22 protein-coding genes are annotated in these 23,658 nt (G+C 67.8%); 10 read left to right on the top strand and 12 right to left on the bottom strand.

Features of this window, described 5'->3' with window-relative positions; genetic code table 11:
• Nucleotides 1-77: 77 nt before the first annotated feature.
• A complete protein-coding gene (locus KIK09_RS06200) occupies nucleotides 78-1,076 on the top strand; it encodes a hypothetical protein (RefSeq protein WP_214317627.1) in 999 nt (332 codons plus the stop codon).
• 328 nt (nucleotides 1,077-1,404) lie between these two features.
• Here the strand turns inward: KIK09_RS06200 and KIK09_RS06195 are convergent, their stop codons facing one another.
• A complete protein-coding gene (locus KIK09_RS06195) occupies nucleotides 1,405-2,061 on the bottom strand; it encodes a TetR/AcrR family transcriptional regulator (protein ID WP_214317626.1) in 657 nt (218 codons plus the stop codon).
• Complete coding sequence (locus KIK09_RS06190) at nucleotides 2,058-2,948, bottom strand: alpha/beta fold hydrolase (protein WP_214317625.1); 891 nt, start codon at nucleotides 2,946-2,948, stop codon at nucleotides 2,058-2,060. The genes KIK09_RS06195 and KIK09_RS06190 overlap by 4 nt, the downstream gene beginning before the upstream one ends.
• 115 nt (nucleotides 2,949-3,063) lie before the next feature.
• On the opposite strand from KIK09_RS06190, the gene KIK09_RS06185 reads away from it, so the two are divergent.
• Nucleotides 3,064-3,789 carry a DUF998 domain-containing protein gene (locus KIK09_RS06185; RefSeq protein ID WP_214317624.1) on the top strand — a complete coding sequence of 242 codons (726 nt, stop codon included), beginning with the start codon at nucleotides 3,064-3,066 and terminating at the stop codon, nucleotides 3,787-3,789.
• 149 nt (nucleotides 3,790-3,938) lie between these two features.
• Here KIK09_RS06185 and KIK09_RS06180 read toward each other — a convergent pair whose 3' ends face one another.
• Nucleotides 3,939-4,118, bottom strand: coding sequence for a hypothetical protein (locus tag KIK09_RS06180; RefSeq protein ID WP_214317623.1), 180 nt, complete (start codon nucleotides 4,116-4,118; stop codon nucleotides 3,939-3,941).
• A gap of 12 nt (nucleotides 4,119-4,130) precedes the next feature.
• On the opposite strand from KIK09_RS06180, the gene KIK09_RS06175 reads away from it, so the two are divergent.
• Nucleotides 4,131-4,538, top strand: coding sequence for a hypothetical protein (locus KIK09_RS06175; protein ID WP_214317622.1), 408 nt, complete (start codon nucleotides 4,131-4,133; stop codon nucleotides 4,536-4,538).
• Nucleotides 4,539-4,770: 232 nt separating this feature from the next.
• On the opposite strand, the gene KIK09_RS06170 is transcribed toward KIK09_RS06175, so the two are convergent.
• Genes KIK09_RS06170 through KIK09_RS06155 form a run of 4 tightly spaced genes read right to left on the bottom strand, consistent with a single transcriptional unit; the run spans nucleotide 4,771 to nucleotide 8,677 of the window.
• Nucleotides 4,771-5,991 (bottom strand): amidohydrolase, encoded by a 1,221-nt coding sequence (locus KIK09_RS06170; protein ID WP_214317621.1) that lies wholly within the window; start codon nucleotides 5,989-5,991, stop codon nucleotides 4,771-4,773.
• A gap of 25 nt (nucleotides 5,992-6,016) precedes the next feature.
• Nucleotides 6,017-6,781 carry an amino acid ABC transporter ATP-binding protein gene (locus KIK09_RS06165; RefSeq protein WP_275955996.1) on the bottom strand — a complete coding sequence of 255 codons (765 nt, stop codon included), beginning with the start codon at nucleotides 6,779-6,781 and terminating at the stop codon, nucleotides 6,017-6,019.
• On the bottom strand, nucleotides 6,778-7,755 hold the full coding sequence (locus KIK09_RS06160) for an amino acid ABC transporter permease (RefSeq protein ID WP_214317620.1): 978 nt from the start codon (nucleotides 7,753-7,755) through the stop codon (nucleotides 6,778-6,780). Before KIK09_RS06160 ends, KIK09_RS06165 begins: the two co-directional genes overlap by 4 nt.
• A 22-nt stretch (nucleotides 7,756-7,777) precedes the next feature.
• Entirely contained in the window at nucleotides 7,778-8,677 is a 900-nt protein-coding gene (locus KIK09_RS06155) for an ABC transporter substrate-binding protein (RefSeq protein ID WP_214317619.1), read from the bottom strand.
• Between the two features lie 145 nt (nucleotides 8,678-8,822).
• Here KIK09_RS06155 and KIK09_RS06150 point away from each other — a divergent pair, with 145 nt between their 5' ends.
• On the top strand, nucleotides 8,823-10,169 hold the full coding sequence (locus KIK09_RS06150) for an aminotransferase-like domain-containing protein (protein WP_214317618.1): 1,347 nt from the start codon (nucleotides 8,823-8,825) through the stop codon (nucleotides 10,167-10,169).
• 62 nt (nucleotides 10,170-10,231) lie between these two features.
• Here the strand turns inward: KIK09_RS06150 and KIK09_RS06145 are convergent, their stop codons facing one another.
• Nucleotides 10,232-11,347 (bottom strand): LacI family DNA-binding transcriptional regulator, encoded by a 1,116-nt coding sequence (locus KIK09_RS06145; RefSeq protein ID WP_214317617.1) that lies wholly within the window; start codon nucleotides 11,345-11,347, stop codon nucleotides 10,232-10,234.
• A gap of 148 nt (nucleotides 11,348-11,495) precedes the next feature.
• Between KIK09_RS06145 and KIK09_RS06140 the strand changes: the two genes are divergently transcribed.
• The 3 genes from KIK09_RS06140 to KIK09_RS06130 all read left to right on the top strand — a co-directional run bounded on the left by KIK09_RS06140 (nucleotide 11,496) and on the right by KIK09_RS06130 (nucleotide 14,769).
• Entirely contained in the window at nucleotides 11,496-12,164 is a 669-nt protein-coding gene (locus KIK09_RS06140) for a ThuA domain-containing protein (RefSeq protein ID WP_214317616.1), read from the top strand.
• The gene (locus tag KIK09_RS06135) at nucleotides 12,149-13,261 is read left to right on the top strand and encodes a Gfo/Idh/MocA family protein (protein ID WP_214317615.1); all 1,113 of its coding nucleotides are present in this window, start codon (nucleotides 12,149-12,151) and stop codon (nucleotides 13,259-13,261) included. Before KIK09_RS06140 ends, KIK09_RS06135 begins: the two co-directional genes overlap by 16 nt.
• 347 nt (nucleotides 13,262-13,608) lie before the next feature.
• Entirely contained in the window at nucleotides 13,609-14,769 is a 1,161-nt protein-coding gene (locus tag KIK09_RS06130) for an alpha/beta hydrolase (RefSeq protein ID WP_214318057.1), read from the top strand.
• A 118-nt stretch (nucleotides 14,770-14,887) separates the two neighbouring features.
• Here the strand turns inward: KIK09_RS06130 and KIK09_RS06125 are convergent, their stop codons facing one another.
• Both KIK09_RS06125 and KIK09_RS06120 read right to left on the bottom strand, forming a co-directional pair.
• The gene (locus tag KIK09_RS06125; protein ID WP_214317614.1) at nucleotides 14,888-15,541 is read right to left on the bottom strand and encodes a response regulator; all 654 of its coding nucleotides are present in this window, start codon (nucleotides 15,539-15,541) and stop codon (nucleotides 14,888-14,890) included.
• Nucleotides 15,529-16,668: a sensor histidine kinase gene (locus tag KIK09_RS06120; RefSeq protein WP_214317613.1), complete on the bottom strand. Its 1,140-nt coding sequence runs from the start codon at nucleotides 16,666-16,668 to the stop codon at nucleotides 15,529-15,531. Before KIK09_RS06120 ends, KIK09_RS06125 begins: the two co-directional genes overlap by 13 nt.
• 428 nt (nucleotides 16,669-17,096) lie before the next feature.
• Here KIK09_RS06120 and KIK09_RS06115 point away from each other — a divergent pair, with 428 nt between their 5' ends.
• From KIK09_RS06115 to KIK09_RS06105, 3 genes are read left to right on the top strand one after another with little or no spacing between them, the layout of a single operon-like run.
• Entirely contained in the window at nucleotides 17,097-17,636 is a 540-nt protein-coding gene (locus tag KIK09_RS06115) for a ricin-type beta-trefoil lectin domain protein (protein ID WP_214317612.1), read from the top strand.
• Between the two features lie 49 nt (nucleotides 17,637-17,685).
• Nucleotides 17,686-17,841: a hypothetical protein gene (locus tag KIK09_RS06110; RefSeq protein ID WP_214317611.1), complete on the top strand. Its 156-nt coding sequence runs from the start codon at nucleotides 17,686-17,688 to the stop codon at nucleotides 17,839-17,841.
• On the top strand, nucleotides 17,838-18,581 hold the full coding sequence (locus tag KIK09_RS06105; protein ID WP_214317610.1) for an SDR family NAD(P)-dependent oxidoreductase: 744 nt from the start codon (nucleotides 17,838-17,840) through the stop codon (nucleotides 18,579-18,581). Before KIK09_RS06110 ends, KIK09_RS06105 begins: the two co-directional genes overlap by 4 nt.
• Before the next feature lie 51 nt (nucleotides 18,582-18,632).
• Here KIK09_RS06105 and KIK09_RS06100 read toward each other — a convergent pair whose 3' ends face one another.
• A complete protein-coding gene (locus KIK09_RS06100) occupies nucleotides 18,633-19,052 on the bottom strand; it encodes a hypothetical protein (RefSeq protein WP_214317609.1) in 420 nt (139 codons plus the stop codon).
• Between the two features lie 227 nt (nucleotides 19,053-19,279).
• The gene (locus KIK09_RS06095) at nucleotides 19,280-23,656 is read right to left on the bottom strand and encodes an alpha-L-fucosidase (RefSeq protein WP_214317608.1); all 4,377 of its coding nucleotides are present in this window, start codon (nucleotides 23,654-23,656) and stop codon (nucleotides 19,280-19,282) included.
• Nucleotides 23,657-23,658 lie beyond the last annotated feature (2 nt).

The following is a 23,658-nucleotide window of genomic DNA, read 5'->3' as shown; positions in this document are numbered from 1 at the left end:
TTTTCCCGCCATCGTGGGGTGAGCGGGTTAACATTCCAGTTGATCACACAGTCGCGGGTCGGTCACGAAGGTGGCGAATGCGAATCGGTGAATGGCTCCTGCGTTTTCTCCGCACGATCTGGGAAAACCTCGACCTCCTGGCGGTGCTCGTCACCGCGCTCGTGATCGGTGCGCTCGACCTGCTCAACGTGGACGGTGTCCAGGCCACCGGCGCGATCCTGCCCGTGCTGGCCGTACTGGCCTTCGCGTGGCTGCGCGACCGGCACCGCAACACCGAGGCCGCCGCGCGCGTGGAGTCAGTGAAGGGCGCGACCGACGACATCAGGAACCTGCTGACGGCCGGCGGGGGAGGGCGCACGCTGGTCGGCACCGAGATCGGCAACGCGCTGCAGGAGGCCAGGCAGGACACCGATCGCTGGATGTTCAAGGGCGGCACCGGCACCTATACGCGCGCGGTCACGCTGCCCGAATGCGTCGCCGCAGCGCAGCGCGCCCGCCGCCCGCTGGAGTTCAAGCTGGAGATCCTCGACCCCGCCGACGCCCACCTCTGCGCCCGCTACACCCGGCTGCACCAGGAGCTGGCACCGGGCAACGCCGAGGAGCAGGAATGGACCCCCAAGGACACCCGCAAGGACCTGTACGCCACGATCCTGGCCTGCGCCTGGTACCACCAGCGCAGCCAGCAACTCCTGGATCTGGAGGTACGGCTCTCGCCCACGATGACGCTCTTCCGCTGGGATCTGTCCGGTAGCCGCCTGATCATCACCCAGCGCGGCCCGAGCTTCCCGGCCGTCCAGTTCGACAAGGAGAGCCCGCACTACAACCTCTGGCGAATCGAGTTGCGGACCAGCCTCATCCAGGCCCGCAGGGTGCCGCTGGAGAACGGTACCCCGCTCAGCGAGCGGCCGACGATCGAAGAGACCAAGGACCTGTTCGTCTCGCTGGGCCTACCGCTGCCCGACAACTTCACCGAGGCCGACATCCGGCAGATCCCCAGAAACGCCCTCAACCACATCGACCCCTACCGAGGCCAGACTGCCCGCCCCGCACCCCTGCCGATCTCCGAGCCCGCCTGAACCTGGTTCGAGGAGCTCGCGTCCTGCTGGACCGCCCATGACCAACCGGCCAGGAATCGAGAAGCGCCGGTCGCCGAGCCGCACCTACCGTGACTGCCGTACGCATCAGGCATTTCTCCAGCAGGAGCGACCGAGGTCGTGGTGGGCAGTGGCCGACCATTTTCACAGCGAGGATAAAGACTGTTCCGCGCGGAGACCGCGCTGGCCCTGTCAACGAAACGTGTCACCAGTACCCAAACATGGATGATCAAGGGCTGGAGCTTGGATAACTACGTCCGTTCCACAACCGTTGCCGCTCGCGTGGCGTCCACACGTGATGGCGGCCTTCTCAGCCGGTGGAGTGCTGGAAGCCGCACAGGATCGCGGTGAGCCCCACCTCGAAATGGTCGTCGAGGGTGGTGGCGTCGGCGGCTTCGGCGAGCAGGTTGTAGTCCGAGCTGCCAGGCCGGGGTTTGCGGCTGCGCCGCCCCGCGCCGAGCTTGGTCACGGCGATGGACAGGGCGTGGCCGATGGTGAACTCGCGCAGGCAGCGGGCGATGCGCAGGGCTTGTGCCGGGGGGATGCCGTCGTCGGCATGGAGTTTGGCGATCATCTTGACGCCGGTGTCGATGGAGGCGGGCGAGCGCACCGGCCGGGTCGCGAACACCTGCACGGCGTGGGGATGGCGCAGGAGGGTGTCGCGCAACCGCAGGCAGTACTCCCGCGCCAGCTCCCGCCATGGGCCGTCCCAGGGCAGGGTGTCGACGTCGACCTCGGTAAAGAGCGCCTCGGCGATGCCGTCGAAGAGGTCCTCCTGGTCGTCGTAATAGCGGTAGGCGGCCATCGGGTCGAAGCCGACTGCGGTGCCGAGCTTGCGCATGGAGAACTTGCGCAGGCCGTGGGTGTCGATGAGGGCGAGCGCGGCGGCGGCGAGGTATTCGCGGGTCAGGGTGGGCCGGGTGGGCGGCTCCGGCATCCTGCCCGGCGGGCCGGGGTCGGCTGTCATGCCTCGAAGCCCTCCAGGATCGTGGTGAGTGTCGCGGTGAATTCCTCCGGGTGCTGCATGTACGGGACGTGGCCGCCGGGGAACTCCTGGCAGGGTACGCCAAGCCGCTTCGACAGCAGGTGCGCGGGGGCGTAGTAGGGCTTGCCGACGCTGTCGCGGCCGGTGGCCAGGCACCACGGCGCCGTGCTGGCCGCCAGCGCGGCCAGGTCGGGCTGGTAGTCGAAGCAGAAAACGGGCAGCTCGCGGGTCATGGTCAGTTCCGCGTTGCGGAGCTGGCGGGTCATCACGTCCGGCTCGCGCCGGGTGACCTTCCGCGCCAGGCCGCCGGCGGCGAGCATGAGGTGGGTGCCGGCGGCGATGACGGCCTGACCGGTGGGTGACAGGAACATCCGCGGCGGGTCCGGCAGCGTCATCGCGCCGAACGCCGCGTAGGCCCGCATCAGGTGCCCATCCCGAGCGAGACGGCCGATGTGTTCGATCTCCCGCCGTTCGGCGGAGTCTGCGGGGAGGAGCTGCACCAGCGGCGGCTCGTGCACGACCGCCCCCAGCAGGCGGCCGGGATGCCTGGCCACCATCTCCAAGGCCATGATCGCGCCACCGCTGTTGCCGAAGACGTACGCGCGCTCCAGACCGTAGTGGTCGAGGACGGCGGCCGCGTCGTCGGCCTGTGTGGCGGGGTCGATCGGGGCGTCCGGGTCGGTGAACGGGCTGCGTGAGTTGCCGCGCCGGTCGTAGGTGACCACGGTGAAGGTCTTCGCCAGCAACGGGACCACGTCCGCGTACGCGGCGGCGTCGCCTCCGCCACCGGAGACCAGCAGCAGCCCGGGCCCGTCGCCGGCCCCTTCGACATGCAGCCGTGCCCCCGGCACGACGACCGTGTCACTCACGATGCTTCTCCCTTGTCGCTTCATAGGCGCATTCGCTACAACGTAGCCGACACCTATACCGTAGCCTCTGTCTACACTGTAGACACAAGTGGGGGTCTCTACTCAAGGAGATGTGATGTCCGACTCGAGAAGATCCGCGCAAGGGTGGACCCGGATACTCCTGGCCTGCGGGTTCGCCCCGCTGGTGTTTGTTGTGGTGATCCTCCTGAACGGAGCGCTGCAGCCCGGCTACGACCCGATCAACCGCTGGGGCAGCGAGCTCAGCAATGGCGATGGGGGCTGGATCCAGATCGCCAACTTCGTCGTCACCGGCCTGCTGACCATGGCGTTCGCCGCCGGGATACACCGTGCGCTGGGCAGCGGTCCAGGTTCGAAGGCGATACCGATCTTCACCGGCATCCTCGGGCTCTGCCTGATCGTCGGCGGAGTGTTCGTCACGGATCCGAACCCGGGCTTCCCGCCCGGCGTACAGCCACCCGCCGAACCCACCCTGCACGGCTGGATCCACAACCTGAACCTCTTCCCGGCCTGGGCGGCACTGACGGCAGCCATCCTCATGGCCGCCTATCGGGCCATCGTCCGCAAGGAAGCTCTGGCCTGGATCCTCACCACCATCATCGCCGGGATCTTGACCCCGCTGACGCTGTACATCGCGGCACAGCGCTTCAGCTACGACACCCTTTCCGGAAACGGCCACGGCCTGTGGCAGCGCATCAGCCAGGCGATCGGCTTCGGCTGGTACGCCTTGTACTCGGCACGGCTGCTTCGTGACAGCGAGCACACACCGCCCCTCCGAGTCGCCGATCAACCATCCCAGCGACCGGCCGGCGACACCGCCTAGTTATCCTGTCCCATCGACATCATGTCCTGCTCGGAAACACGGTTTCGTGTCGTGGGCCTGCCGCACCGTCCATGCCCCGGTCGGGTTCACGGTCACTCCAACCAGATGCAATCTCCGGGTTGCGGGTGCTGAATCTTCATCCGTGCAGGTCAAGGGCTGGTTGATGATTCAGTCCCGCGGGTGTGCACCTCGAGCGCTGTGCCAGCGGCATGATGATCGGTCGTGCAGGCTGGTGCTGCAACTGCCACTGCACGAAGGTGGCCTCCCGGCGCCACCGTGGCGTCGGCGGAGAAGTACTTCTCCTCGATGCGGTCGATCGTCTTCAGCATGGGGCACGTTCGATGCGCTGGCTTGGGCAAACGCGGACAGCTCAGCAGAACGTGCAGCAGGCCCTCGCCGAGGACCAGAAGAAGCTGTCGGCCGCGGTGGAGCAGGCCAAGGGCAAGGCCGCCGACGGCGCGCAGAAGCTCAAGGAAGACGCCGCCCAGGTCAAAGCAGGTGCTAAGTCCACCTGGGACGAGGTCCAGGTCAAGTGGGAGCAGCACGTCACCGCCGTCAAGAACAAGATCCAGGAGCAGCAGGCGGCCTGGGACCGGTCGATGGCGGAGGATAGGGCCGCCGACGCCGAGTCGTACGCCAGCGCCGCCATCGACTTCGCCCTGTCAGCCATCGAGGAGGCCGAGTACGCCACCCTGGACGCAGTCCTGGCCAGGGCCGAGGCGGACGAGGCGGCCAAGACTTCCGGCTGATCCCGTATGGACCCCGGTGCTGAGGGGCTGTCCGCCATCGATGGCCTGTCGCCCATCACATTCGAACATCACATGATCGAGAAGAGGAAAGCCTCATCGGCCCGGCCTAAGGATCGCTGTGGCATAGGACCGTCTCCACGCTTCCAGAGGATTGACCGGCCAGACCTTCCTACCTGCGAAAACGGGTTGGAAATCCCTGGCCGGCGCGGTCTGATCGTCGCGGAGGGTGGTTCTACATGGCGTGCTGTCGTAGCTGAGGCCCTGACTGCTCTGATGCCGCTTGGTTTCTGAAGGCGGTCCATGCCTGCTCTGCCACAGCTGGGTCGCTGAGTACGTCGAATGCCGTGAACGCCAGTGCCTCCGCCGCGGCCAACATGGCGGCTTTGCCGTACTCTCCGGCGGCGGCGGCGGTGAAAGCCGGCGTATGGTCGGATTGGTCCGGCGGGAGGATCTGGAGAAATGGGTGGATTGTCGGGACCTTGGTGCTGACATTGCCGATATCGGATGACCCGAGATAGACGCCGGGCAGGGGTTCGGTCGCTGAGATTCCGAGGCGGGCCAAATGCCGGGAGAAGGTCCCGGCGAGTACGGGGTTGCTGCGGAAGTGGGTGTAGGTCGCGCCCAGTTTCTCGATGACCACCGCGGCGGAGGTCTCCCGGGCCGCCTGCTCGGCGCACGCTCTGACCTGGTCGAGGAGACGATCCAGCGCGGACGTCGTCAACGCGCGCAGGCCGAAGCGTCCCTCCGCGAAGTCGGGGATGATGTTCGTGACCTCTCCACCGCGGATGATGATGCCCTGCACGTGGGAGCCGTCCGGCAGACTCTGGCTCAGGACCTCCAACTCGTTGAACGTCCGGATCAGGGTACCGAGCGCGTCGACGCCGTCCTGCGGGTTGCCGGTGGGGTGCGCAGCCTTGCCGTGGAAGGCGATCCGGAGTTCCACCATGGCGGTCAGCGGGGCCCACGACCAGTTGTACACGCCGGGGTGGAACATCAGCGCCGCGTCGACGCCTTCGAAGACTCCTGCCTCGACTTCTGCGATCTTCCCGCCGCCGTCCTCCTCCGCCGGCGTACCGACCACCAGCAGGGTGCCGCCGGTGGCCTGGACCAGCGGCTGGAGTGCCAGCGCCGCGCCAAGTCCCGCGGTGGCGATCAGGTTGTGGCCGCAGGCGTGCCCCAGCTCTGGCAGTGCGTCGTATTCCAGGAGCAGTGCCACGCGGGGTGAGTCACCGCTCCCGATGTTGCCGACAAAGGCGGTGGGCAGTCCCGCGACTTCGCGTTCCACGGCGAATCCAGACGATTCCAGCTCGCCTGCGAGCAGTGCTGCCGCCCGGTATTCGCGGTAGGACAGCTCCGGATTCCGGTGCAGTTCGAGGCTGATCTCCCACAGCCTGTCGGCGAGGGCGGAGATATGGGCGCTGATGCGCTGGCCAGATGGTGTTTCGGAGTGCAAGGGGGATGCTCCAGGTACGCGTGCGTCAGAACACTTTCGCGAGGAAGGCTTTGGTGCGTTCGTGCTGCGGGTCGGCGATCACCTCGTGGGGGGTACCCGCCTCGACCACGACGCCTCCGTCCATGAAGACCAATGTGTCGCCGACCTCGCGGGCGAATCCGATCTCGTGGGTCACCACGATCATGGTCATCCCGTCACGAGCCAGGTCCTTCATCACGTCGAGCACCTCGCCCACCAGCTCCGGGTCCAGCGCGCTGGTCGGCTCGTCGAAGAGCATCAGGTTGGGTCGCATCGCCAGCGCCCTGGCGATGGCCACCCGCTGCTGCTGACCGCCGGAGAGCTGTGCTGGATAGGCGTCGAACTTGTCGCCGAGACCCACCCTGCGCAGTAGCGCTTCGGCGTCCTTGCGGACCTGGACTCTGGGCGCGTTGCCGAGCAAGAGCGGCGCCTCCATGACGTTGTCGAGCGCCGTCATGTGCGGGAAGAGGTTGAAACGTTGGAACACCATCCCGATCGAGCGTCGCTGCGTGGCCACCTCCTTCTCCCGCATTTCGTGGAGTCTGTCGCCGCTTTCGCGGTAGCCGATCAGCTCGCCGTCCACCAGGATGCGGCCCCCGTTGATCTTCTCAAGGTGGTTGACGCACCGTAGGAAGGTGGACTTGCCCGAACCGGACGGTCCGATGATCACGCACACCTGGCCAGGGCGCACCTCGAGGTCGACGCCCTTGAGCACCTCCAGGTGGCCGAAGCTCTTGTGGACGTTGTCGGCCAGGACCATCAACTCGCTCATGCGGTGCTCCTCACGGTCGTGTCCTGAGTGGCCGACAGACGCCTTGGCGACCGGGTCCGCACGCGGGCCCGCGTGCCGTACCCGCGGGAGAAGTGCCGCTCCACGAAGTGCTGGACCACCATCAGCGCGCTGGACAGGACCACATACCACAGACACGCCGCGACCAGCACCGGGAACACTTGATAGGTGCGGGAGCTGATCGCCTGCAGCTGGAAGAACAGCTCCATGCTGACCGGCGTGAACGCCACCAGGGACGTGTCCTTGAGCATCGCTATGGTCTCGTTGCCAGTCGGCGGCACGATCACCTGCATCGCCTGCGGCAACACGATGCGACGCAGCGTCTGGCCGCGGGTCAGTCCTAGTGCCTGTGCGGCCTCCGGCTGCCCGTTGTCCACCGATTCGATGCCGGCCCGGACGATCTCGGCCATGTAGGCCGCTTCAGAAAGCCCCAGCGCGAGCATGCCCGCTACGAATCCGGTGAGCAGATCGGTGGCCTTGATGCTCCAGAACTGGGCGTGGAAGTCGGCGATGCCGAACAGCGCGCCGAGCTCGCGGTCGAACGGGACGCCCAGCCCGATCCTGGACCACAGGATGCCCAGGTTGCCGAAGAGCACCGCCAGCACCAGCCGGGGGACTGCCCTGAAGAACCAGGTGTACCCCCAGGACACCAGCCGCAGGACCGGGCTGGCCGACAGCCGCATGACCGCGAGCGCGACGCCGAGCGCCACCCCGATCAGCATGGAGGAGACCGTCAGCAGGACGGTACCGCGCAGGCCCTCCAGGACCGGCGGGGCGAACAGGACATTCTCGAAGACGAACCGCCACTGGAAGTTCTCGTTCGTGGCCAGCACGTTGACGAACATCGAGGCCAGCACCGCCAACACGCCGACGGTTACCCATCGCCAGGGGTGCCTGACGGGCACGGCCTTGATCGGCTCGGGCCGTCTCCGGGCAGAGTTTGCTTGTTGTGTCATTGTTTCTGCTCAGGGTTCCTGCTCAGGCGGAGGGGTTAACCGCCGGGTTGGTGATCGAACCGGCCTCGACGCCCCACTTCGTCAGGATCTTCCGGTAGGTGCCATCGGCGATGATTTCTTGTACGGCGGCCTGGATCGCGCCGGCGAACTCGGTCTGGTCCTTGGGCAGCACGTAGGCGTAGAGCGCGGCGTCGTACTCCTGGCCGGCGAACGCGAGCTTGCCGTTGGCCTGCTTTACGGCGTACGCGGTGACCGTCGCATCTGCGATCATCGCGTCGTCCTTGCCGGAGACCACCGCGGCGGTCGCGTCGCTCTGCGCCTGGAACTGGTCGATGGCGATGGCGGGCTTGCCGGAGGCTGCGCACTTCTTTGATCGGGCGGTGGCGTCGTCCAGTGAGACGGTGCCGACCTGCACGGCGATCTTCTTGCCGCAGGCGTTGTCCGGGTCGATCGCGGACTCTGGCCGCTGCGCCCATCGGGTGCCGGCGGAGAAGTAGGTGACCATGTTCAGCGTCTTCATCCGCTCAGGGGTGGCGGAGAAGGACGAGACACCGATGTTGTACTTGGTGGATTGGACGCCTGGGATGATGTCCGTGAACTTCGCCGGGTGCCACTCGGTCTTCAGACCCAGCTTGGCTGCCGCGGCGTCGAAGATCTCCACGTCGAACCCGACCACCGTCTTGCCGTCGGTGTCGAGGAACTCGCTCGGCGCGTAGGTCGCGTCCGTGCCGACCACGATCTTGCCTGCCGACCTGATGGTGGATGGCACCTTCGCGGCCAGCGACGCGTCGGCGGCGACTGGCGCCGTAGTGGCGCTGGAGCTCTTCTCTCCGCTGCCGCAGCCGGCAAGGGTGGCCATCACGGCGACCGTACCGACCGTTGTGATCGTGATGCGCGTCCGCAGCCCTGTACGTGCATTCATGTGTCTCTCCGTTTCAGAGGCGCGCCCAAAAAAGGTGAGGAATGGGGTGTTTTGGTACGGCAGGTAGACAAATCGCTGGCCGTCAGGCGGTTAGATTACGTGACAGCTCTAGCCAAAACAAAGTACTTTTTGTTACGTTACAAAAGTGATTGCGGAGATCAAGGAACGAATCGCGGAACACACCGCTCGGGGTCTGGCCGGCGCGGTCAACCAGGCGATCAGAGACGGGGTGCTCATCCCCGGTACGAAGCTTCCGCCCGTCCGGCAGGTGGCCGACGGCCTGGGCCTGTCCCCGACGACGGTCAACGCCGCCTGGCAACTGCTTGCCCGCTCAGGCGTCCTGCACGCCGACGGCCGGCGCGGCACCACCGTCGCCGATCCTCGCCCCACCGGCCCGCGCCGCTACTGGCAGGCGGGCGGGCGAGTGGCGGACATCGGGCTCGACCTGGCCACGAGCGAGCCAGACCCGGCCCTACTGCCAGACCTGGGCCCCGCGCTGAGCCGGCTGCACACCACGCCTCCAGGCGCCTACCTCGATGACTCGGTGCTGCCCGCGCTCGAGGGGTTGCTCCGCGAACGATGGCCGTACCCCGTCGAACAGCTGACCGTCGTCGACGGCGCGATGGACGCCATGGACCTGCTAGCCGCGTCCCTACTGAGAATCGGCGATCGCGTGGTGGTGGAGGATCCCGCCTTCCCCCACCTGATAGATCTACTCGACGTGCTGGGCACGCAGGTCATCGGCGTACCCCTGGACGGCGAGGGGCCCCGACCCGACCGGCTGCGCGACGTCCTCGAGAGCAGCAAGCCGGCCGCGGTCTTCCTGCAACCCCGCGCCCACAACCCGGCCGGCATCTCATGGACCCCGCAGCGAGCCGCCGAACTCGCGTCCGTGCTCGCCGAGTTCCCCGGCTCGGTCGTGATCGAGGACGACGCGGGCGGCGACGTCGCCGCCGCGCCGCCGATCAGTCTCGGCACCTGGCTGCCCGACCGCACCATCCACATCCACAGCTTCTCCAAGGCCTACGGGCCCGAGCTACGGCTGGCCGCGATGGGCGGACCAGCGACTCTGATCGGACCGGTCGTCGAACGGCGCCTACTGGGCCAGGGCTGGACCAGCCGCCTCCTGCAGAACCTGCTCCTGAACCTGCTCACGGACGAACACTCCGTCGCGCAGGTCCAACACGCCAGGCAGGAATACCGGCGCCGCCGCGACGCGGTAACCGAGGCCCTCGCCGTCGAAGGTATCCAGCTCGCCCCAGGCGACGGCATCAACCTGTGGCTGCCTGTGCACGACGAGCAGGTCGCCCTGATCAGCCTGGCCAGCCACGGCATCGGCGCGATAGCCGGCACCGGATTCATGATCGACCTCAGCCCCGGCCAGATCCCGCACGTGCGCATCGCCGTCGGCCTCGCTGCCACGGGCCACGCAGAGCTGGCCCACCACCTCGCGATCGCCGCCCGCGCAGGCAGACGCTCCCGGCCCCGCTAGCACGGGCGGCGACAGCACTCTGAGAGGTGCCGGCGACCGGTGGATGAGCCGGTCAGGCAAGGTCAGCCCGCGGGCCCGCCGGGTGGTCCGACTTGGGAACCCAGAGTTGGGGCTGCCGGTGGCTGGTGCTGGCGGTGCACCGATCCTGCAAGGGAACAGGTACTCCCGCGCTCGATCAACCGCGTCTCGAGCTCGACGCGGGGAGCCCGGACCGCTTCGCCGGCCATCAGGCGCAGGAGCGTGTCGGCGGCCAACTCGGCCATCTCACTCACCGGTTGACGAACCGTGGTGAGCGCCGGAGTGAGCCAGCACGCCTCCGGAAGGTCGTCGAACCCCACGACGCTGAGATCGCGCGGAATCCGCAGCCCTAGCTCGGCTGCCGCATCGAAGATCCCGAGCGCCATGCGGTCGGAGCACGCGAAGACGGCAGTCGGCGCGTTCGGGAGATCCAGCAGTTCCCTGGCCGCCTCGGCCGCCCCCCGACGGCTCCAGTTCCCGTGGCGCACCAGTTCGGTGGAACTCTCATCGAGACCATGGGCCGTGAGGGCCGAACGGAATCCGTCGAGGCGCGCCTGGCTGTAATGGTGATGCGCCACGCCTCCGATCGCGGCGACGCGCGTGTGTCCCAGAGTGATGAGATGCTCCGCGGCCTGCCGGCCGCCGGTCCAGTTGGTCGCGCCCACCGTCGGGATCCCAGTGGGCAGCGGCTTGTGCGGGTCCAGCGCGACCAGGTGCACTCCGGCCGCGGCCAGCCGGCGATGCTGCGCGGTCGTCGGTGTGACGAGTGCGATCACCGCCCCCCGGCTGCCCCGGGCGATCAGGCGCTGCACCCAGTCGCGCCCGTCCGGTTCCCCCTCTCGGGCGACCACGACGACCACGTCGTGACCCGTCCTCGACAGCGCCCGCTCGATCCCCGAGAGCATGACGTTCGCCCAGGTTCCCTGGACGCCGGAGACGATCAGGTCGACCAGACCGTCCAGTGCCGAGGCTCCCTCCGGAACCGTCAGCGTGTATCCAGCCTCCTGGAGACGGGCCGCGACAGACTCGCGGACGGCCGGCGAGACGTCGCTCCGGCCGTTCAGCACCTTCGACACGACGGTGACGGGTACGCCCGCGGCTCGGGCGATCTGGGTGAGCGTCAGCGATCCCGGCGGCCTGCGCCACGCGCGCTGCTTCATGCCTCCAGCATGCAAGACCTCAGTGATGTTGCGCAACTTTTCGTCCTGGTGGCACAGAGACAGCCTGGGATAGCCTGCCAGGACAGCTGAATGCAGCAGAAGAAGTTGCGCAACTCAGAAGAGGTAAGCATGCCGAACGATCACCTCGATGCCTGAACCACGGAAACGGGCGCTCGTCGTCCGCGGCGGCTGGGACGGCCACTTCCCGACCGACGCCACCGAACGCTTCATCCCGTTCCTGAAGGAGCACGGGTACGAGGTCGTCGTCTCCGAGGACCTGGACTGCTACACGGACGCGGCGCTCCTGGCCGGGACCGACCTGATTCTCCAATGCTGGACGATGGGTTCGCTCGACCGGGACCAGGCGCGGGGACTGCGCGGCGCGGTCGAGTCCGGTGTCGGACTCGCCGGATGGCACGGCGGGATCGTCGACTCGTTCCGCGCGTCGACTGAGTATCTCCAGCTCACGGGAGCCCAGTTCGCCGCTCATCCCGGAGACGTCCATCGTTACACCGTCGATGTCGTGCCCGCCCGGAGCGATCACGACATCGTCAGGGGTCTGCCCGCGTCCATCACCGTCGAGGATGAGCAGTACTGGGTGCTGTCCGACCCTCACAGCGAGGTGCTGGCCACGACCACCGTGCCGGTCCGCGAGGGCGACCCGTGGGGCGCGTCGGTCACCGTCCCCGCCGTCTGGACCAGGCGTTGGGGGGCGGGCCGCGTCTTCGTCTGCACTCCCGGCCACCACTTGCCCACGCTCGACGTGCCCGAGATCCGCACCATCATCGAAAGGGGCCTGCTGTGGGCGAGCCGTTGAACGTCGGCGTGGTCGGCGCCGGAAACATCAGCGGCGCGTATCTGAAGACGCTCGGTGCCCTGCCCGACCTGAGCGTGGTCGCAGTGAGCGACCGCGACCGGCGACGCGCTCTCGCCGCGGTGGAGACGATGCCCGGATCGAGATCCGTCACGCTGGACGAACTGCTGGCCGATGAGGAGATCGACGTCGTCCTGAACCTGACAACGCCCGGAGCCCACGCGGAGGTCGCGCTGGCGGCGCTCGCCGCGGGCAAGCACGTGTACGGCGAGAAGCCGCTCGCGGCGAACCCGGCCGACGCGGCGGCCGTGGTCGAGGCGGGGAACAAGGCTCGGCTGCGCGTCGGGTGCGCGCCGGACACAGTGCTCGGCACCGGCGTCCAGACCGCGCGCAGAACCATCGAGGATGGTCTGATCGGGACGCCGACCTCGGCGACGGCGACCATGGTCGGCTTCGGCCACGAACGCTGGCACCCCGACCCCGAGTTCTACTACTTGCCCGGTGGCGGGCCCCTGCTCGACATGGGCCCCTACTATCTGTCGGCCCTCGTCCACCTGCTCGGACCGGTGAGGTCCGTCGCGGGCTTCGGCAGCCGACCCCGCCCGCTACGGACGATCGCGACGGGTCCGCGAGCGGGCACGGCATTCGAGACGAGCGTCGACACGCACTTCACCGGCATCCTGGAGCACGAGAACGGCGCGCTGACGACCCTGATCATGAGCTTCGACGTGGCGGCCTCGAAGGCGTCCCACATCGAGGTCCACGGCAGCGCGGGGTCGCTCGTGGTCCCGGATCCGAACCGCTTCGACGGCGACTGCGAGATGTGGAACCCTGACAACGGCGGTTGGCGCGTGCTACCGCCATCCGCGGGATACGTCGGGGCACGCCGTGGGTTCGGTCTCGCGGAGATGGCCCGGGCGATCCGTGACGGCGGGCCGCATCGGGCCTCCGCCGACCTCGCCCATCATGTCCTCGACTGCTCGTACACGTTGCTGGAGGCGGCGGACAGACGCACCACTCTGGACGTGCGGAGCCGATGCGAGGTGCCGGCGCTCGTACCACTGGACGAGCACGGATTCGGCCCGGCGCCGAGCCGGTAGTAGGGCGTGCGCCACTGCGTTCCGCCATCAACTTCCACGACCAGTGCGTGGCATTCTGTTGGAGCTCCAGGAGCGATCAAGGACTGAATCACCGCCTGCTCCGCCTCGCGCCCGTGCAGCATGCTGCTGCCGTGCGATGCCGGCGACGGTGACCTGAACCCATCGTGCCTGTGCTTGCTATGACGTGGGCGATCCGGCCTACCGCGACACTGCATGCAAGGTCGCCATGCTTCCGCACAGACCGGCACCTACTAAAGTCGGGGTGCGGCCCTCCACCTGTCGTATCCGGTGCGGCCACGCGTCCGATGCGGCCGTCCAGGCGCCGCGGCGACACTGCCTGTGTGAAGATGCCCCTCGGCTATCTGCTGCCCACCCTGCTCGTCGCATTGTGCATGTGGTTCGCCCTGGTAGCGCCGCGTCGCACGCCGCTGCTGGCCGCCATCAGCTTTCGCCTCGGTATCGTGATCAACGAGGTGCCGCACGTCGCCTTCTACCTACTGCTGGCCGCCACGCTGCTGGCATTTCAGCAAGGCGACCTCGACACGCCTGGAGGCATGGCGACGGCGGCGGTAGCCGTACTGACAATGGCGGGTCTCACCGTGCTGCTCGTCCGCGGAGTGCGCGCCGGGCCGGTCCTCGACGCGGCCATGGCAGACGCGCTCGGCGAAAGCTGGCACGGTGACATCGCCGACGTGCTCGCAGTACGGCTTCGCCGCCGGCTGCCGCTGGCTCGCATCCTGCTCGGACCCATCTTCGTGCGCCGCCGGGATGTGCGCAGGCTCGCCGGTATCTCCTATGGCCCGGCAGGCAAGCGCAACACGCTCGACGTCTACCACCACCGCACTCACAAGCCAGACGGCCCCACGCTGGTCTACTTCCACGGCGGCGGTTACTTCACCGGCAGGAAGGACAAGGAGGCACGGCCCCTGCTTTACCGGCTGGCCAGCCAAGGCTGGGTGTGCTTCAGCGCCAACTACCGTCTGCGGCCGTCAGTCACCTTCCCCGACCACCTGATCGACGCCAAAAGGGCGATCGCCTGGGTGCGCGAGAACGGCCAGGAATACGGCGCCGACCCTTCGTCGATCTTCATCGCGGGCAGCTCTTCGGGCGGCCACCTGGCCACACTGTGCGCGCTCACCCCCGATCACCCGGCATTCCAGCCCGGCTTTGAGCACGTCAACACCACAGTCACCGCTGCGATCAGCCTGTACGGCTACTACGGCAACTACTACGGCCAGGGACCCGAATCCTCACCGATCTCCTACGTGACCCAGGACTGCCCGCCGATCTTCATGGCCCATGGCGACCACGACACGTACGTCTTCGTCGAGGAGGCCAGACAGTTCGCTGGCACGCTACGCAGCGTGTCAGCCCATCCGGTCGTCTACGCCGAGTTGCCCGGCGCGCAGCACGCCTTCGATCTGTTCCAATCCTTCCGCTTCACACAGGTCGTGGACGCGATCGAGGCGTTCACCGCCTGGGTCAGATCACGCGGCCAGGTGCAGTGACCACGAGCGTGGTCAACCGTGGGAGTGACGTCCGGCGGCGAAAGCCAAGTGCTGACTGACCGAGGCCAGGAGACGCCCAGCTCTGCCGTCCCGCATCCAGGTAGCGGACGACGAACGATCAGGCCAGGCCCGCGTCGTGCGCGAGGAGCGCTATCTGGGTGCGGTTGTCCAGGCTGAGCTTGGTGAGGATGCTGGAGACGTGTGCCTTGACGGTCGTGACGCTCATGAAGAGCTCCGCGGCGATATCGGCGTTGGTTCTCCCATGCGCGATCGAAAGGGCCACCTCGTGTTCCCGCGAAGTGAGGCCGCCCAGCACGGCACGTGCGCGTTCATAGGCTCCGGCCTGCGCGACGGTGCGGTCCATCAGCCTGCGGGTGATCCGCGGCGACAGTATCGGATCTCCGGCCGCGACCCGGGTGACCGCCTCGACGATCTGTGCGGGCGGGGTGTCCTTGAGCAGGAACCCGCTGGCTCCGGCGCGCAGCGCGTACAGGATGTTCTCGTCGGTGTCGAAAGTGGTCAGCACGATCACGTCCGGCGGGTGCGCCCGGTCGCGCAATCGGCGGGTAGCGGTGATGCCGTCCACGCGCGGCATCCGCAGGTCCATCAGGACGACGTCGGGGGCGTGCGCGTCGGCGGCCGTGATCGCCTCCTGGCCGTCGGCGGCCTCGCCAACGATGCTGATGTCACCGGCACCATCCAGCATCATGGACAGCCCTGCCCGGACCAGGGCGTCGTCGTCCACCAGAAGCACGCGGATCACGCTGGCCATGGTAGCCAAGCCTGCAGCCGGAACTCCCCGCCGGTGGCGTGGTGGTCCAGTTGCCCGCCCGCCAGGCGTACCCGTTCGGTCAGCCCGATCAGGCCGGTGCCGCTACCAGGGGTAGTGGGCGCCGAGCCTCTTTCGGGGAGCGGGTTACGGACGGTGACAAGGAGGCGTGTCCCGGGACTGCCGTGCAGGGATACCTCGACCGGCTGGCCATGGGCATGCTTGCGGGCGTTGGTCAACCCTTCCTGTACGAGGCGGAAGACGGTCCGGGCTGCGGCGGCAGGCAAGGAGCCGGCGTCGACGACCTCGTCCTGCAGCCGGACCTGGTCTCCGGCCTGGCGCGCCTCGACCACCAGGCCAGGCAGGTCCTCCAGCGTGGGCTGCTGGGCCGTGTCGACCTCGTGCCCATCGTCCTCGTCGCGGAGCAGGCTGATCACCTGGCGCAGTTCTTCCAACGCCTGATGTACGCCGGCGCGGACCACGCCCGCCGCACGGGCGAGCTGCTCGGGCGAGGAGTCCGGCCGGTATTCCATCGCGCCGGCGTGGGTGGCCACCAACGACAGCCGGTGGGCCAGGACGTCGTGCATCTCACGGGCGAGTTTGTTCCGCTCGGCCATCCTGGCCTCGGCGATCCGCCGGCCCTGCTCAGCTTCGGCGCGGTGGGCGCGCTCGCGCAAGGAGATGAGGAGCGCGTGGCGTGCCTGAGCCAGCGCGCCCCAGCCGAGCAGCGCGCCGTATCCCACACAGGTCAGCACCAGCCACCAGCCGAGAGAGATGCCGGCGTTCGGCCGCCACAGCCCCTGCACCAGGTGCGCCGCGATACCAGCCGCCGCCACCGCGGCCGCGGCGGGAAGTCGCCGGCGCCGCGCCACCTGCAGGGCCCCCAACGTCGCCGCCGGGGTCGCCACCGGCGACACCACCGCGAGCAAGGTGGCGACCAGCGCGCCCGCCACCGGCCACCACAACTGGGCGAGCGCCGCGACCAGACTCACCGCCGCGACCGCGATGTCCAGACCGAGCATGGACGTGTGCGTGCTGGCCCGCGCCCATAGCGTCACGGCAGCAAGCACACCCACGCTGGCGATCACGCCTGCCACGGCGGCAGGTCGCGGGGGCCGGATCTCGCTCATCGGCCAAGGCTAACCGCCGGTGGGGCAGAGCCGTCACCTACCAAAGTCCACCTGGCGAGGCCGTCCCACACGCTGACAGCAACGATCTCGACCCAAGGGTTGCGCCACAGGCTAACGCCGGCTCTGGCACCTACCAAAGTAGGAGCCCATCTCTACCACGGAAGGAGCCACCGCGACCGCGTGCCGGATGCGGCCCCGCACACCTCGGCGGCACGCTGTCGGACGTGAAGCTCCATCCTTGAGAGGAACCGGCAGGCCGTACCGCCGTAGGGCACGCACTCGATGAACGCGGCCATCGGCTGTCTGCGGACCGCCAGCTTCGTCGCGTCTTGCATGTCGTTCGCCCTCGCGCCGCCGCGACGCGCTGACTTGTCAGAGGGCGAATCAGCTTGATCATTTCTTCTGCAGCGAAAGGAAGGTGGATATACGTGAGCACCCAAGTGGGCGTCCGCGGTCGATCTTGGCGAGGGGCCCTCCTCGCCGGCCTCAGTGCCACCCTGCTCTGGACGTCGTCGTCCCTGTCGCCCGCCTATGCGGCCACGACGTACTGGCGGTTCGACAACTATGAGCGGGGCTGCCTCACGGCCGGCACCTCATCGAACGCCGTCTTTGAGGGCCCATGCCGTAACTCGGACGGTGCGCAGCAGTGGCACTGGGTCTCCTCCAGTTCGTGGAACCTGAAATTGCTGGTCAACAGCGCAACCGGCCGCTGCCTGACGACCGACTACGCATCGGGCGCGACCAGGGCCAACGCGGTCTGGCAGAGCAGCTGCGACGAGGGCGACAAAAACCAGAAATGGCGCTTCGACTACCTGACCGACGGCGCGGGCTATGGCTATCTCGAGTCCTACTGGGGCACCCAGGCCAGGACATCGCCGGGGTCGGCCGGTTCGGTCTACACCGACGAAAGAATTAAGACGGACATTTCGAACGGCTACTACGCCTGGTCGGCCAGCACGAGCGGCTGAGCGGACAGACCCCAGGCGCGGCGTCGAGCCGCAGGTGTCGGCAGGCGGTATGCGCTTCGACAGAGCCGCCCTCGATGAGCAGACCGACCGCAGAGCAGAAAGGAAACAGATCGCAGTGCAGTTCCAGTGGCCGCAGTGGGAGATCGAGACCGAGAAGGTGCCGACGACCATGATGGGCGATCAGCGACCGGCCCGAACGTCATGAGATTTCATGATCGAGTGGTGTTGGTGACTGGGGGTGGGTCCGGGATCGGGCAGGCCACGGCGCGAGCGTTCGGCAGGGAGGGCGCCACCGTGGTGGTGGCCGGCCGTACCGAGAAGAGCCTGGCCGAGACCGTCGAATCGGTCGGCGGGGACGCGAGCCTGGTGGTCGCGGACGTGACGGACGAGGCGGACGCCGAGCGGATGGTGGCGACGGTCGTCGAGCGGCACGGCAGGTTGGACATCGCCTTCAACAACGCGGGCATCGGCACCCTCGGCCACGTCGCCGACATGGACAGGGAGATCTGGGACCGGGTGCTGGCGGTCAACCTGACGGGCGTGTGGCTGTCGATGAAGTACGAGATCGCGCGGATGCGGGAGCAGGGCGGCGGGATCATCGTGAACAACTCCTCCAACCTCGGCGCTCATCGCCGCCAGCCGGGCTTGGGCGCCTACATCGCCTCCAAGGCTGCCGTGAGCGCGCTGACCAGGACGGCGGCGCTGGAGTACATCGGCGACGGGATCAGGATCAACGCCGTGAGTCCAGGGCTCTGTGACACTGCGATGTCGAGGTGGCCGGGGGAGAGGGAGGCGGATCGGGCTGAGCGGCTCAAAGCGGTCAACCCCAGCGGGCGCGTCGGCACCGTGGAGGAGATCGCCGGTGCCGTGCTCTATCTGGCCTCGCCCGAGGCGGGCTACGCCGTCGGCACCGATCTGGTGGTCGATGGCGGCAGCGCAGCCTGAACATGGCGGTCCGCCTCCTGATGAGGGTGGACGTCGTCAACGCCGGGCGCGCTACTGCTGCGGTTGCTGCCTGAGCGGTGGAACGGCCCGCGCATATTGGTGGTACGGCACGCCCGGCGGCACGGGGCGCGGCCTCTGGAGTGGGCGATTCATGCTTCCAGCGCCGCAGTCGCCGCCCCCGCATTCGTAGTCGATGGTCATGCGGTGCTCGTTCCACGACTCGCTGTGGCGCTTGGGGCCGGTCCAGCGCAGTCTGCGGTCGACCACAACCTCGCCCGGCGGCCCGGTGACCACGGTGATCGTCACCGGGCCGCTGGAGTCGACCTCCAGCTCGTCTCCGGTCAGTAAGTACGTGCCGTGGGTGCTCTCCGAAGCGGGCACAACCGGCTCGCGGCTGTTGCCGTGGATCAGCACCGCGCCCCCGGCGATCGCGGCAGCCAGCAGGGCGGTGACTCCGAGGATCTTCTTCATGCCTCAAAGTTAGGAATTCGCGGCCCGGGCGACGATGGTGCTGCGTTCCCACTTGAGGGTGGTGCCGGCACCACCCTCAAGCCGGAGACGCCTTCGGGTGCTCGATGGTGGCCGACGTGATCTTGCGTGGTCTGGACCGGCACGGTGATCAAGGGGTCACCGTGCCGGTGCTTCACCTGTCACGAGGGTCGAACCGGTGCGCCACATGCGGGCGGCGCGGGTTCGGCTCAGCTCGTCGAGGCTGCGTACTGAGCCCGGACCTGCTCCTCGGTCAGCGCTTGTGCGTAGACGGCGGCGTCGTCTACCGCTCCGTTGAGGGTGGTGCCGTTGAGCTGGCCGAAGTACGCCTGAGGCAGCGGGATGGTCTGCGGCAATGTCTGGCGGCGCTCCCCGTCGACGTACAGGGTGGTGGCCGTGCCGTCGGAGACGAAGGCGAGCTGCGTCCATCGGCCCAGCGGTACCGCGTAGTCGAACGCGTAGTCCTTCACGCCGACCTGGGTGAAGCCGACCTTGCCGCCGGTGCCGTACTGCTCCAGCTTGATGTTGCCCTGCCGGGAGCCCAGCAGGTTGGCGTCGTTCTGCGTTCCGTCCTTACGCACCCACTGGGTGTAGGTCCACGGTCCGGAGATGTCGAGGCCGCCGATGCCCAGCCCGTCACCTTGGCCCTTGAACTTCAACGCCTTGCCCGATCGGCCGTCGACGTAGGAGGGCAGACCGATGATCTGGGTCGACATGTGCAGGGATCCGGTTCCGTCGAGCACCGGCCGGACGTTCATGCCAGGTGCGCCATCGTGCCAGCCCTCGGGGTACGCCGCGGGCTCGAAGGAGTAGGTGTGGATCGGCTTGCCGTCCGTGGTGGGCCGGCGTGCTTCGAAGCCCTTCCATCCCGGCGCCTTGCCGATCTCGCGCTTCAGCTCAACGAACTCCGCATAGGTGGTCGCAGGAGCGGCGTTGTGCCACATGGTGTTGCCGGCCGCGTCACGCAGTGGTGCGGAGTACTGGTCGGAGTACGCGTCCGGCGCCCACATCTGATAGTCGTTCCACACGTGCACGACCCCGCCGAGCAGTTCGGGGCTCGCCTTGAGGCGCCAGGACGTGTGCGCCCACGCCGGGTTGCCGTAAAGCCTGTGCACCGCATTGGCGGTGACGTAGAGGTTGCTCGACGGCCCCGCTTGGATCAGGTCGTACGGTGCCAGCTCGGGGTCGTCGGCGTTGCCGAGCCAGTCCATGACGATGACGTCGGTGGAGACCTTCTGCTTGGGGGCGCTGGAGTGCTCGAATCCGTTGTAGATGATCGAGCGTTTGCCCTTGGCGACGACGTGGTCGTTCACCTTGTTGACGTAGTCGTTGAACAGGTCGCCGAACGTGCTGTACCGCTCGGAGTTGTCGGCGAGGAACTTCTTGACCGCGGGGCAGTTGGCCAGGTTCGTCGGCATCTCGTCTCCGCCGAGATGGACGTACGGGCTGGAGAACCACGGCATGAACTCATCGAGGATCCGCTTGGCGGCGGTGACGGCCTCGGGCCGCATGATGTTCATCGCGAAGCTGGGGGTCACCCAGCCGTAGGTGTAGTCCTGGCCGCAGGAGTTGTCCGCCGTGGCGCCCGACCCATCGGGGTTGGGCCCGTGCCCCATGCCGACCTTGAAGTAGTTCGACACCGGGTCGGCGTGGCCGGGGAACTCGAAGCCGGGGACCACCTGCACGTTGTTCTCCCGGCCGAGCTCGACGAACTCCTGGATCTGCTCGCGGGTGTAGGCGAACTTCTCCGAGGTGAGACCGGGCAGGTTGTCGCTGTGGAGGCGGAAGCCCTCCGGCTCCTCCAGGTGCAGCAGCAGCATGTTCTGCTTGGTCCAGCCCATCTCCCGGATGGTGTCCTTGATGTAGTCGGGCGACCAGTACTTACGCGCGGCGTCGATGGCGAACCACCGCTGCGGCTTGCTGGGGACGTCGACCGCCTGGCCTTTGGGCAGGCGGGCACGGCCCTCGTCCTGGCGCAGCAGTTGCAGCACCGACCGGCTGCCGTAGTAGAGGCCGGCGGTGGTGTTCGCCTCGATGGTGACGCGATCGTCGATGGTGAGCCGGTAGCCCTCGGGGCCAAGCTCGTTCTCCTCGACGAGCCGCAGGCGGATCCCGTGGTCGCTTTCCCGTGCGCCCGTGCGGGCCTCCGCCGGCCGCCCGGTCACGGTCGTGAAGTCGGCGGCTGTCGTCTCGGCCACCTGGGCGAGCGTCCGGTCGGCGAGACCGGGCATTGTCACGCCGGTCGTCGACAGGGATTTCTGGTTCGCCGGATAACTCACCCCGGCGTTCTCGGGAAGGGTGAACGTGCCGGAGCCCGCCGTCCAGCTCGACAGCTGCGGCACCACGCCCGGCACCGCAGCCGCGGCGGACTTCTGGTCGTAGACCTCCACCTCCGCCAGGCTCAGCGGATCGGTCGCGGACTCGAGCTGGATCCGGAGGTAGCGTCCCTTGACGCCGCCCAGGTCGATGGCGCTGGGCGTTCCGGCCGTCGCCGCCTGCCGGATCGCGGTCACGCCGGGCGAGGACTTCGCCTCATCGAGGGTCTGTCCGCGGATCTCCTGCTCCGACGTCATCACCCAGTAGTTGCGCAGCCGGTCCGCGCAGCAGTCCGTCCGGTTGTAGATGCGCATTTCGGCCAGGTCGCGGGCGGTTCCCAGGTCCACCTGCCACCACGCCTGGTTGGACGGCTCGGCGGTGTGGGTCACCGAGCCCTGCCCGAACACGCCGCTGGTGTTGCCGTCCACCGCCCTTTCCGGCACTCCGCCCCAACTCAGGCTGCTCTGGGTCACCGGCTTGCCCAACGCCAGGTTGACCGGCGCCACCTCGACCGTGTCGGAGGCGATCACCGTGCGCCCGGAGACAGACGCGGTCACGGTCACCGGAACCCTGCCGAGCGGAACACCAGCGGGAACGGTGACCTGCACGGGGAGTGTGGCCGTCTCACGCGGCTGAAGGGACGCCACCGGCCGAGCTCCTGTCATGCTCCAGCCTTCCGGCGTGACACCGGTGACGGTCAGACCGGTCAGCGCGGTCTCCCCGACATTGGTGTACGACAGCGTGGCGTCCACGGTGGCACCGGCGGAGATCCGCGCCGGCAGGTCCAGCAGACCTCGGACGACGATCGGCGCGTTCGGGGTGTGGATCCTGAAGGAGTAGGCGCTGCCGAGAGGGTCGACCGCGCTGCCCCCCTCCGGCATGGTGACCACGATGTTCCCCGCGCTGTTGCGGCTCCATTTGAGCGCCGCCTGGGACGCGCCGCCGACAAGTGTGATCTTGGTGTTGGCGCTCACCGGCACGTCGCCGCCGAGCGTCAGCGTGCTCCCCGGCCACGCCAGCGCGGTCGCGTACAGGTCCCCCTTGTTGACGGAGTAGCGGACGGGGACGGCGCTCGCCGGCTCCTCGGCGCGCGTCCAGTACGTCGAGCCGTAGATCGCCTCCCCGTTGGTCTTCAGCCAGCGCCCGACATCGCGCAGCCGGGAGGCCTGGGCCTCGGGGATCGTGCCGTCGGCGTCCGGCCCCACATCGAGCAGCAGGTTGCCGTTCTTGCTGACGATGTCGACGAGGTCATGGACGATCTCGGCGGAGGACATGTAGTCCTCGACCGGCTCGTTCTTGTTGAGCCCGTAGGAGAAGCCGATCCCGCGGCTGGACTCCCACTTGTTCACCCTGATGTTCGGGACCTTCTCGTATTCGGGCGTCTCGAAGTCGAGCTGGTCGCCGCGGTAGCCGCCGGGCTTGACCCTGCACCGGTTGGCGACGGCGACCTCCTTCGGCTCGGGGCGATCGGCCGCCTGGTTGTAGAAGTGGGCGATCGTGTCGCCCATCTTCCAGTAGCTCGCGTCCCGCTCCCACTCACCGTCGCACCACAGGATGTCCGGATCGTAGTCGTCGATGAGCTCGTTCATCTGCGGCAGCATGTAGTCGGAGACGTAGTCCTCCCCGGTGGTGACACCGGTGTAGGGGATCTGCGCACCCGTATACGGGTTGGTCGGCTGCCGCCCGGTGTAGTTGGGGTTGTACCACTCGTAGTTGGAGTAGTAGAAGCCCCGTTTCAGGCCCGAGCCCTCGGCGGCGTCGAACAGCATTCTGGCCAGGTCCTTCTTGGGGCCGTGATGCACGACGCTGCGGGTGCTCTGCTTGGTGTCCCACAGGGCGACGCCTTCGTGGTGTTTGGAGGTCAGCACGAAGTACTTGGCGCCCGCGTCCTTGAACAGTTTGACCCACTCGGCCGGCCGGTAGTTCTCGGCCTTCCAGTCGTCCATGAACGAGTCGTAGTTCTTGTCCTCGCCATAGGTCGCCCGGTGGTGGTTGTAGGTGGCCGAGTTCTTGCTGTTCATGTAGTTGCCGTACCACTCGGCGTAGCTCCGGCGGGGCCCCCATGCGGGGACGCTGTAGGCGCCCCAGTGGATGAAGATGCCGAACTTCGCGTCATCGAACCACTGCGGTGTGGGGTGCTTCTCCAGCGAGGCATAGTCGCCGGTGTAGCGGTCGGCTGGGGTGTTGCCGGATGCGGAGGCGGTCGATGGGCTTGCCGTAAGGATCAGTGCCAGGGCGCCCGTTACGGCGGGCCCGGTGATTCGTCTCACAC

The organism is Nonomuraea sediminis, assembly GCF_018531495.1.
In the GTDB taxonomy this organism is placed as follows: Bacteria; Actinomycetota; Actinomycetes; order Streptosporangiales; family Streptosporangiaceae; genus Nonomuraea; species Nonomuraea sediminis.
This window is presented reverse-complemented; position numbering and strand designations above follow the sequence as displayed.

Excerpts from the sequence above, each read along its gene's own strand:
- KIK09_RS06200 (WP_214317627.1), top strand. The coding sequence starts at position 78 with ATGCGAATCGGTGAATGGCTCCTGCGTTTTCTCCGCACGATCTGGGAA.
- KIK09_RS06195 (WP_214317626.1), bottom strand. The coding sequence starts at position 2,061 with ATGACAGCCGACCCCGGCCCGCCGGGCAGGATGCCGGAGCCGCCCACC.
- KIK09_RS06185 (WP_214317624.1), top strand. The coding sequence starts at position 3,064 with ATGTCCGACTCGAGAAGATCCGCGCAAGGGTGGACCCGGATACTCCTG.
- KIK09_RS06180 (WP_214317623.1), bottom strand. The coding sequence starts at position 4,118 with ATGCTGAAGACGATCGACCGCATCGAGGAGAAGTACTTCTCCGCCGAC.
- KIK09_RS06175 (WP_214317622.1), top strand. The coding sequence starts at position 4,131 with ATGCGCTGGCTTGGGCAAACGCGGACAGCTCAGCAGAACGTGCAGCAG.
- KIK09_RS06165 (WP_275955996.1), bottom strand. The coding sequence starts at position 6,781 with ATGAGCGAGTTGATGGTCCTGGCCGACAACGTCCACAAGAGCTTCGGC.
- KIK09_RS06160 (WP_214317620.1), bottom strand. The coding sequence starts at position 7,755 with ATGACACAACAAGCAAACTCTGCCCGGAGACGGCCCGAGCCGATCAAG.
- KIK09_RS06155 (WP_214317619.1), bottom strand. The coding sequence starts at position 8,677 with ATGAATGCACGTACAGGGCTGCGGACGCGCATCACGATCACAACGGTC.
- KIK09_RS06145 (WP_214317617.1), bottom strand. The coding sequence starts at position 11,347 with ATGAAGCAGCGCGCGTGGCGCAGGCCGCCGGGATCGCTGACGCTCACC.
- KIK09_RS06140 (WP_214317616.1), top strand. The coding sequence starts at position 11,496 with ATGCCTGAACCACGGAAACGGGCGCTCGTCGTCCGCGGCGGCTGGGAC.
- KIK09_RS06130 (WP_214318057.1), top strand. The coding sequence starts at position 13,609 with ATGCCCCTCGGCTATCTGCTGCCCACCCTGCTCGTCGCATTGTGCATG.
- KIK09_RS06125 (WP_214317614.1), bottom strand. The coding sequence starts at position 15,541 with ATGGCCAGCGTGATCCGCGTGCTTCTGGTGGACGACGACGCCCTGGTC.
- KIK09_RS06120 (WP_214317613.1), bottom strand. The coding sequence starts at position 16,668 with ATGAGCGAGATCCGGCCCCCGCGACCTGCCGCCGTGGCAGGCGTGATC.
- KIK09_RS06110 (WP_214317611.1), top strand. The coding sequence starts at position 17,686 with ATGCGCTTCGACAGAGCCGCCCTCGATGAGCAGACCGACCGCAGAGCA.
- KIK09_RS06105 (WP_214317610.1), top strand. The coding sequence starts at position 17,838 with ATGAGATTTCATGATCGAGTGGTGTTGGTGACTGGGGGTGGGTCCGGG.
- KIK09_RS06100 (WP_214317609.1), bottom strand. The coding sequence starts at position 19,052 with ATGAAGAAGATCCTCGGAGTCACCGCCCTGCTGGCTGCCGCGATCGCC.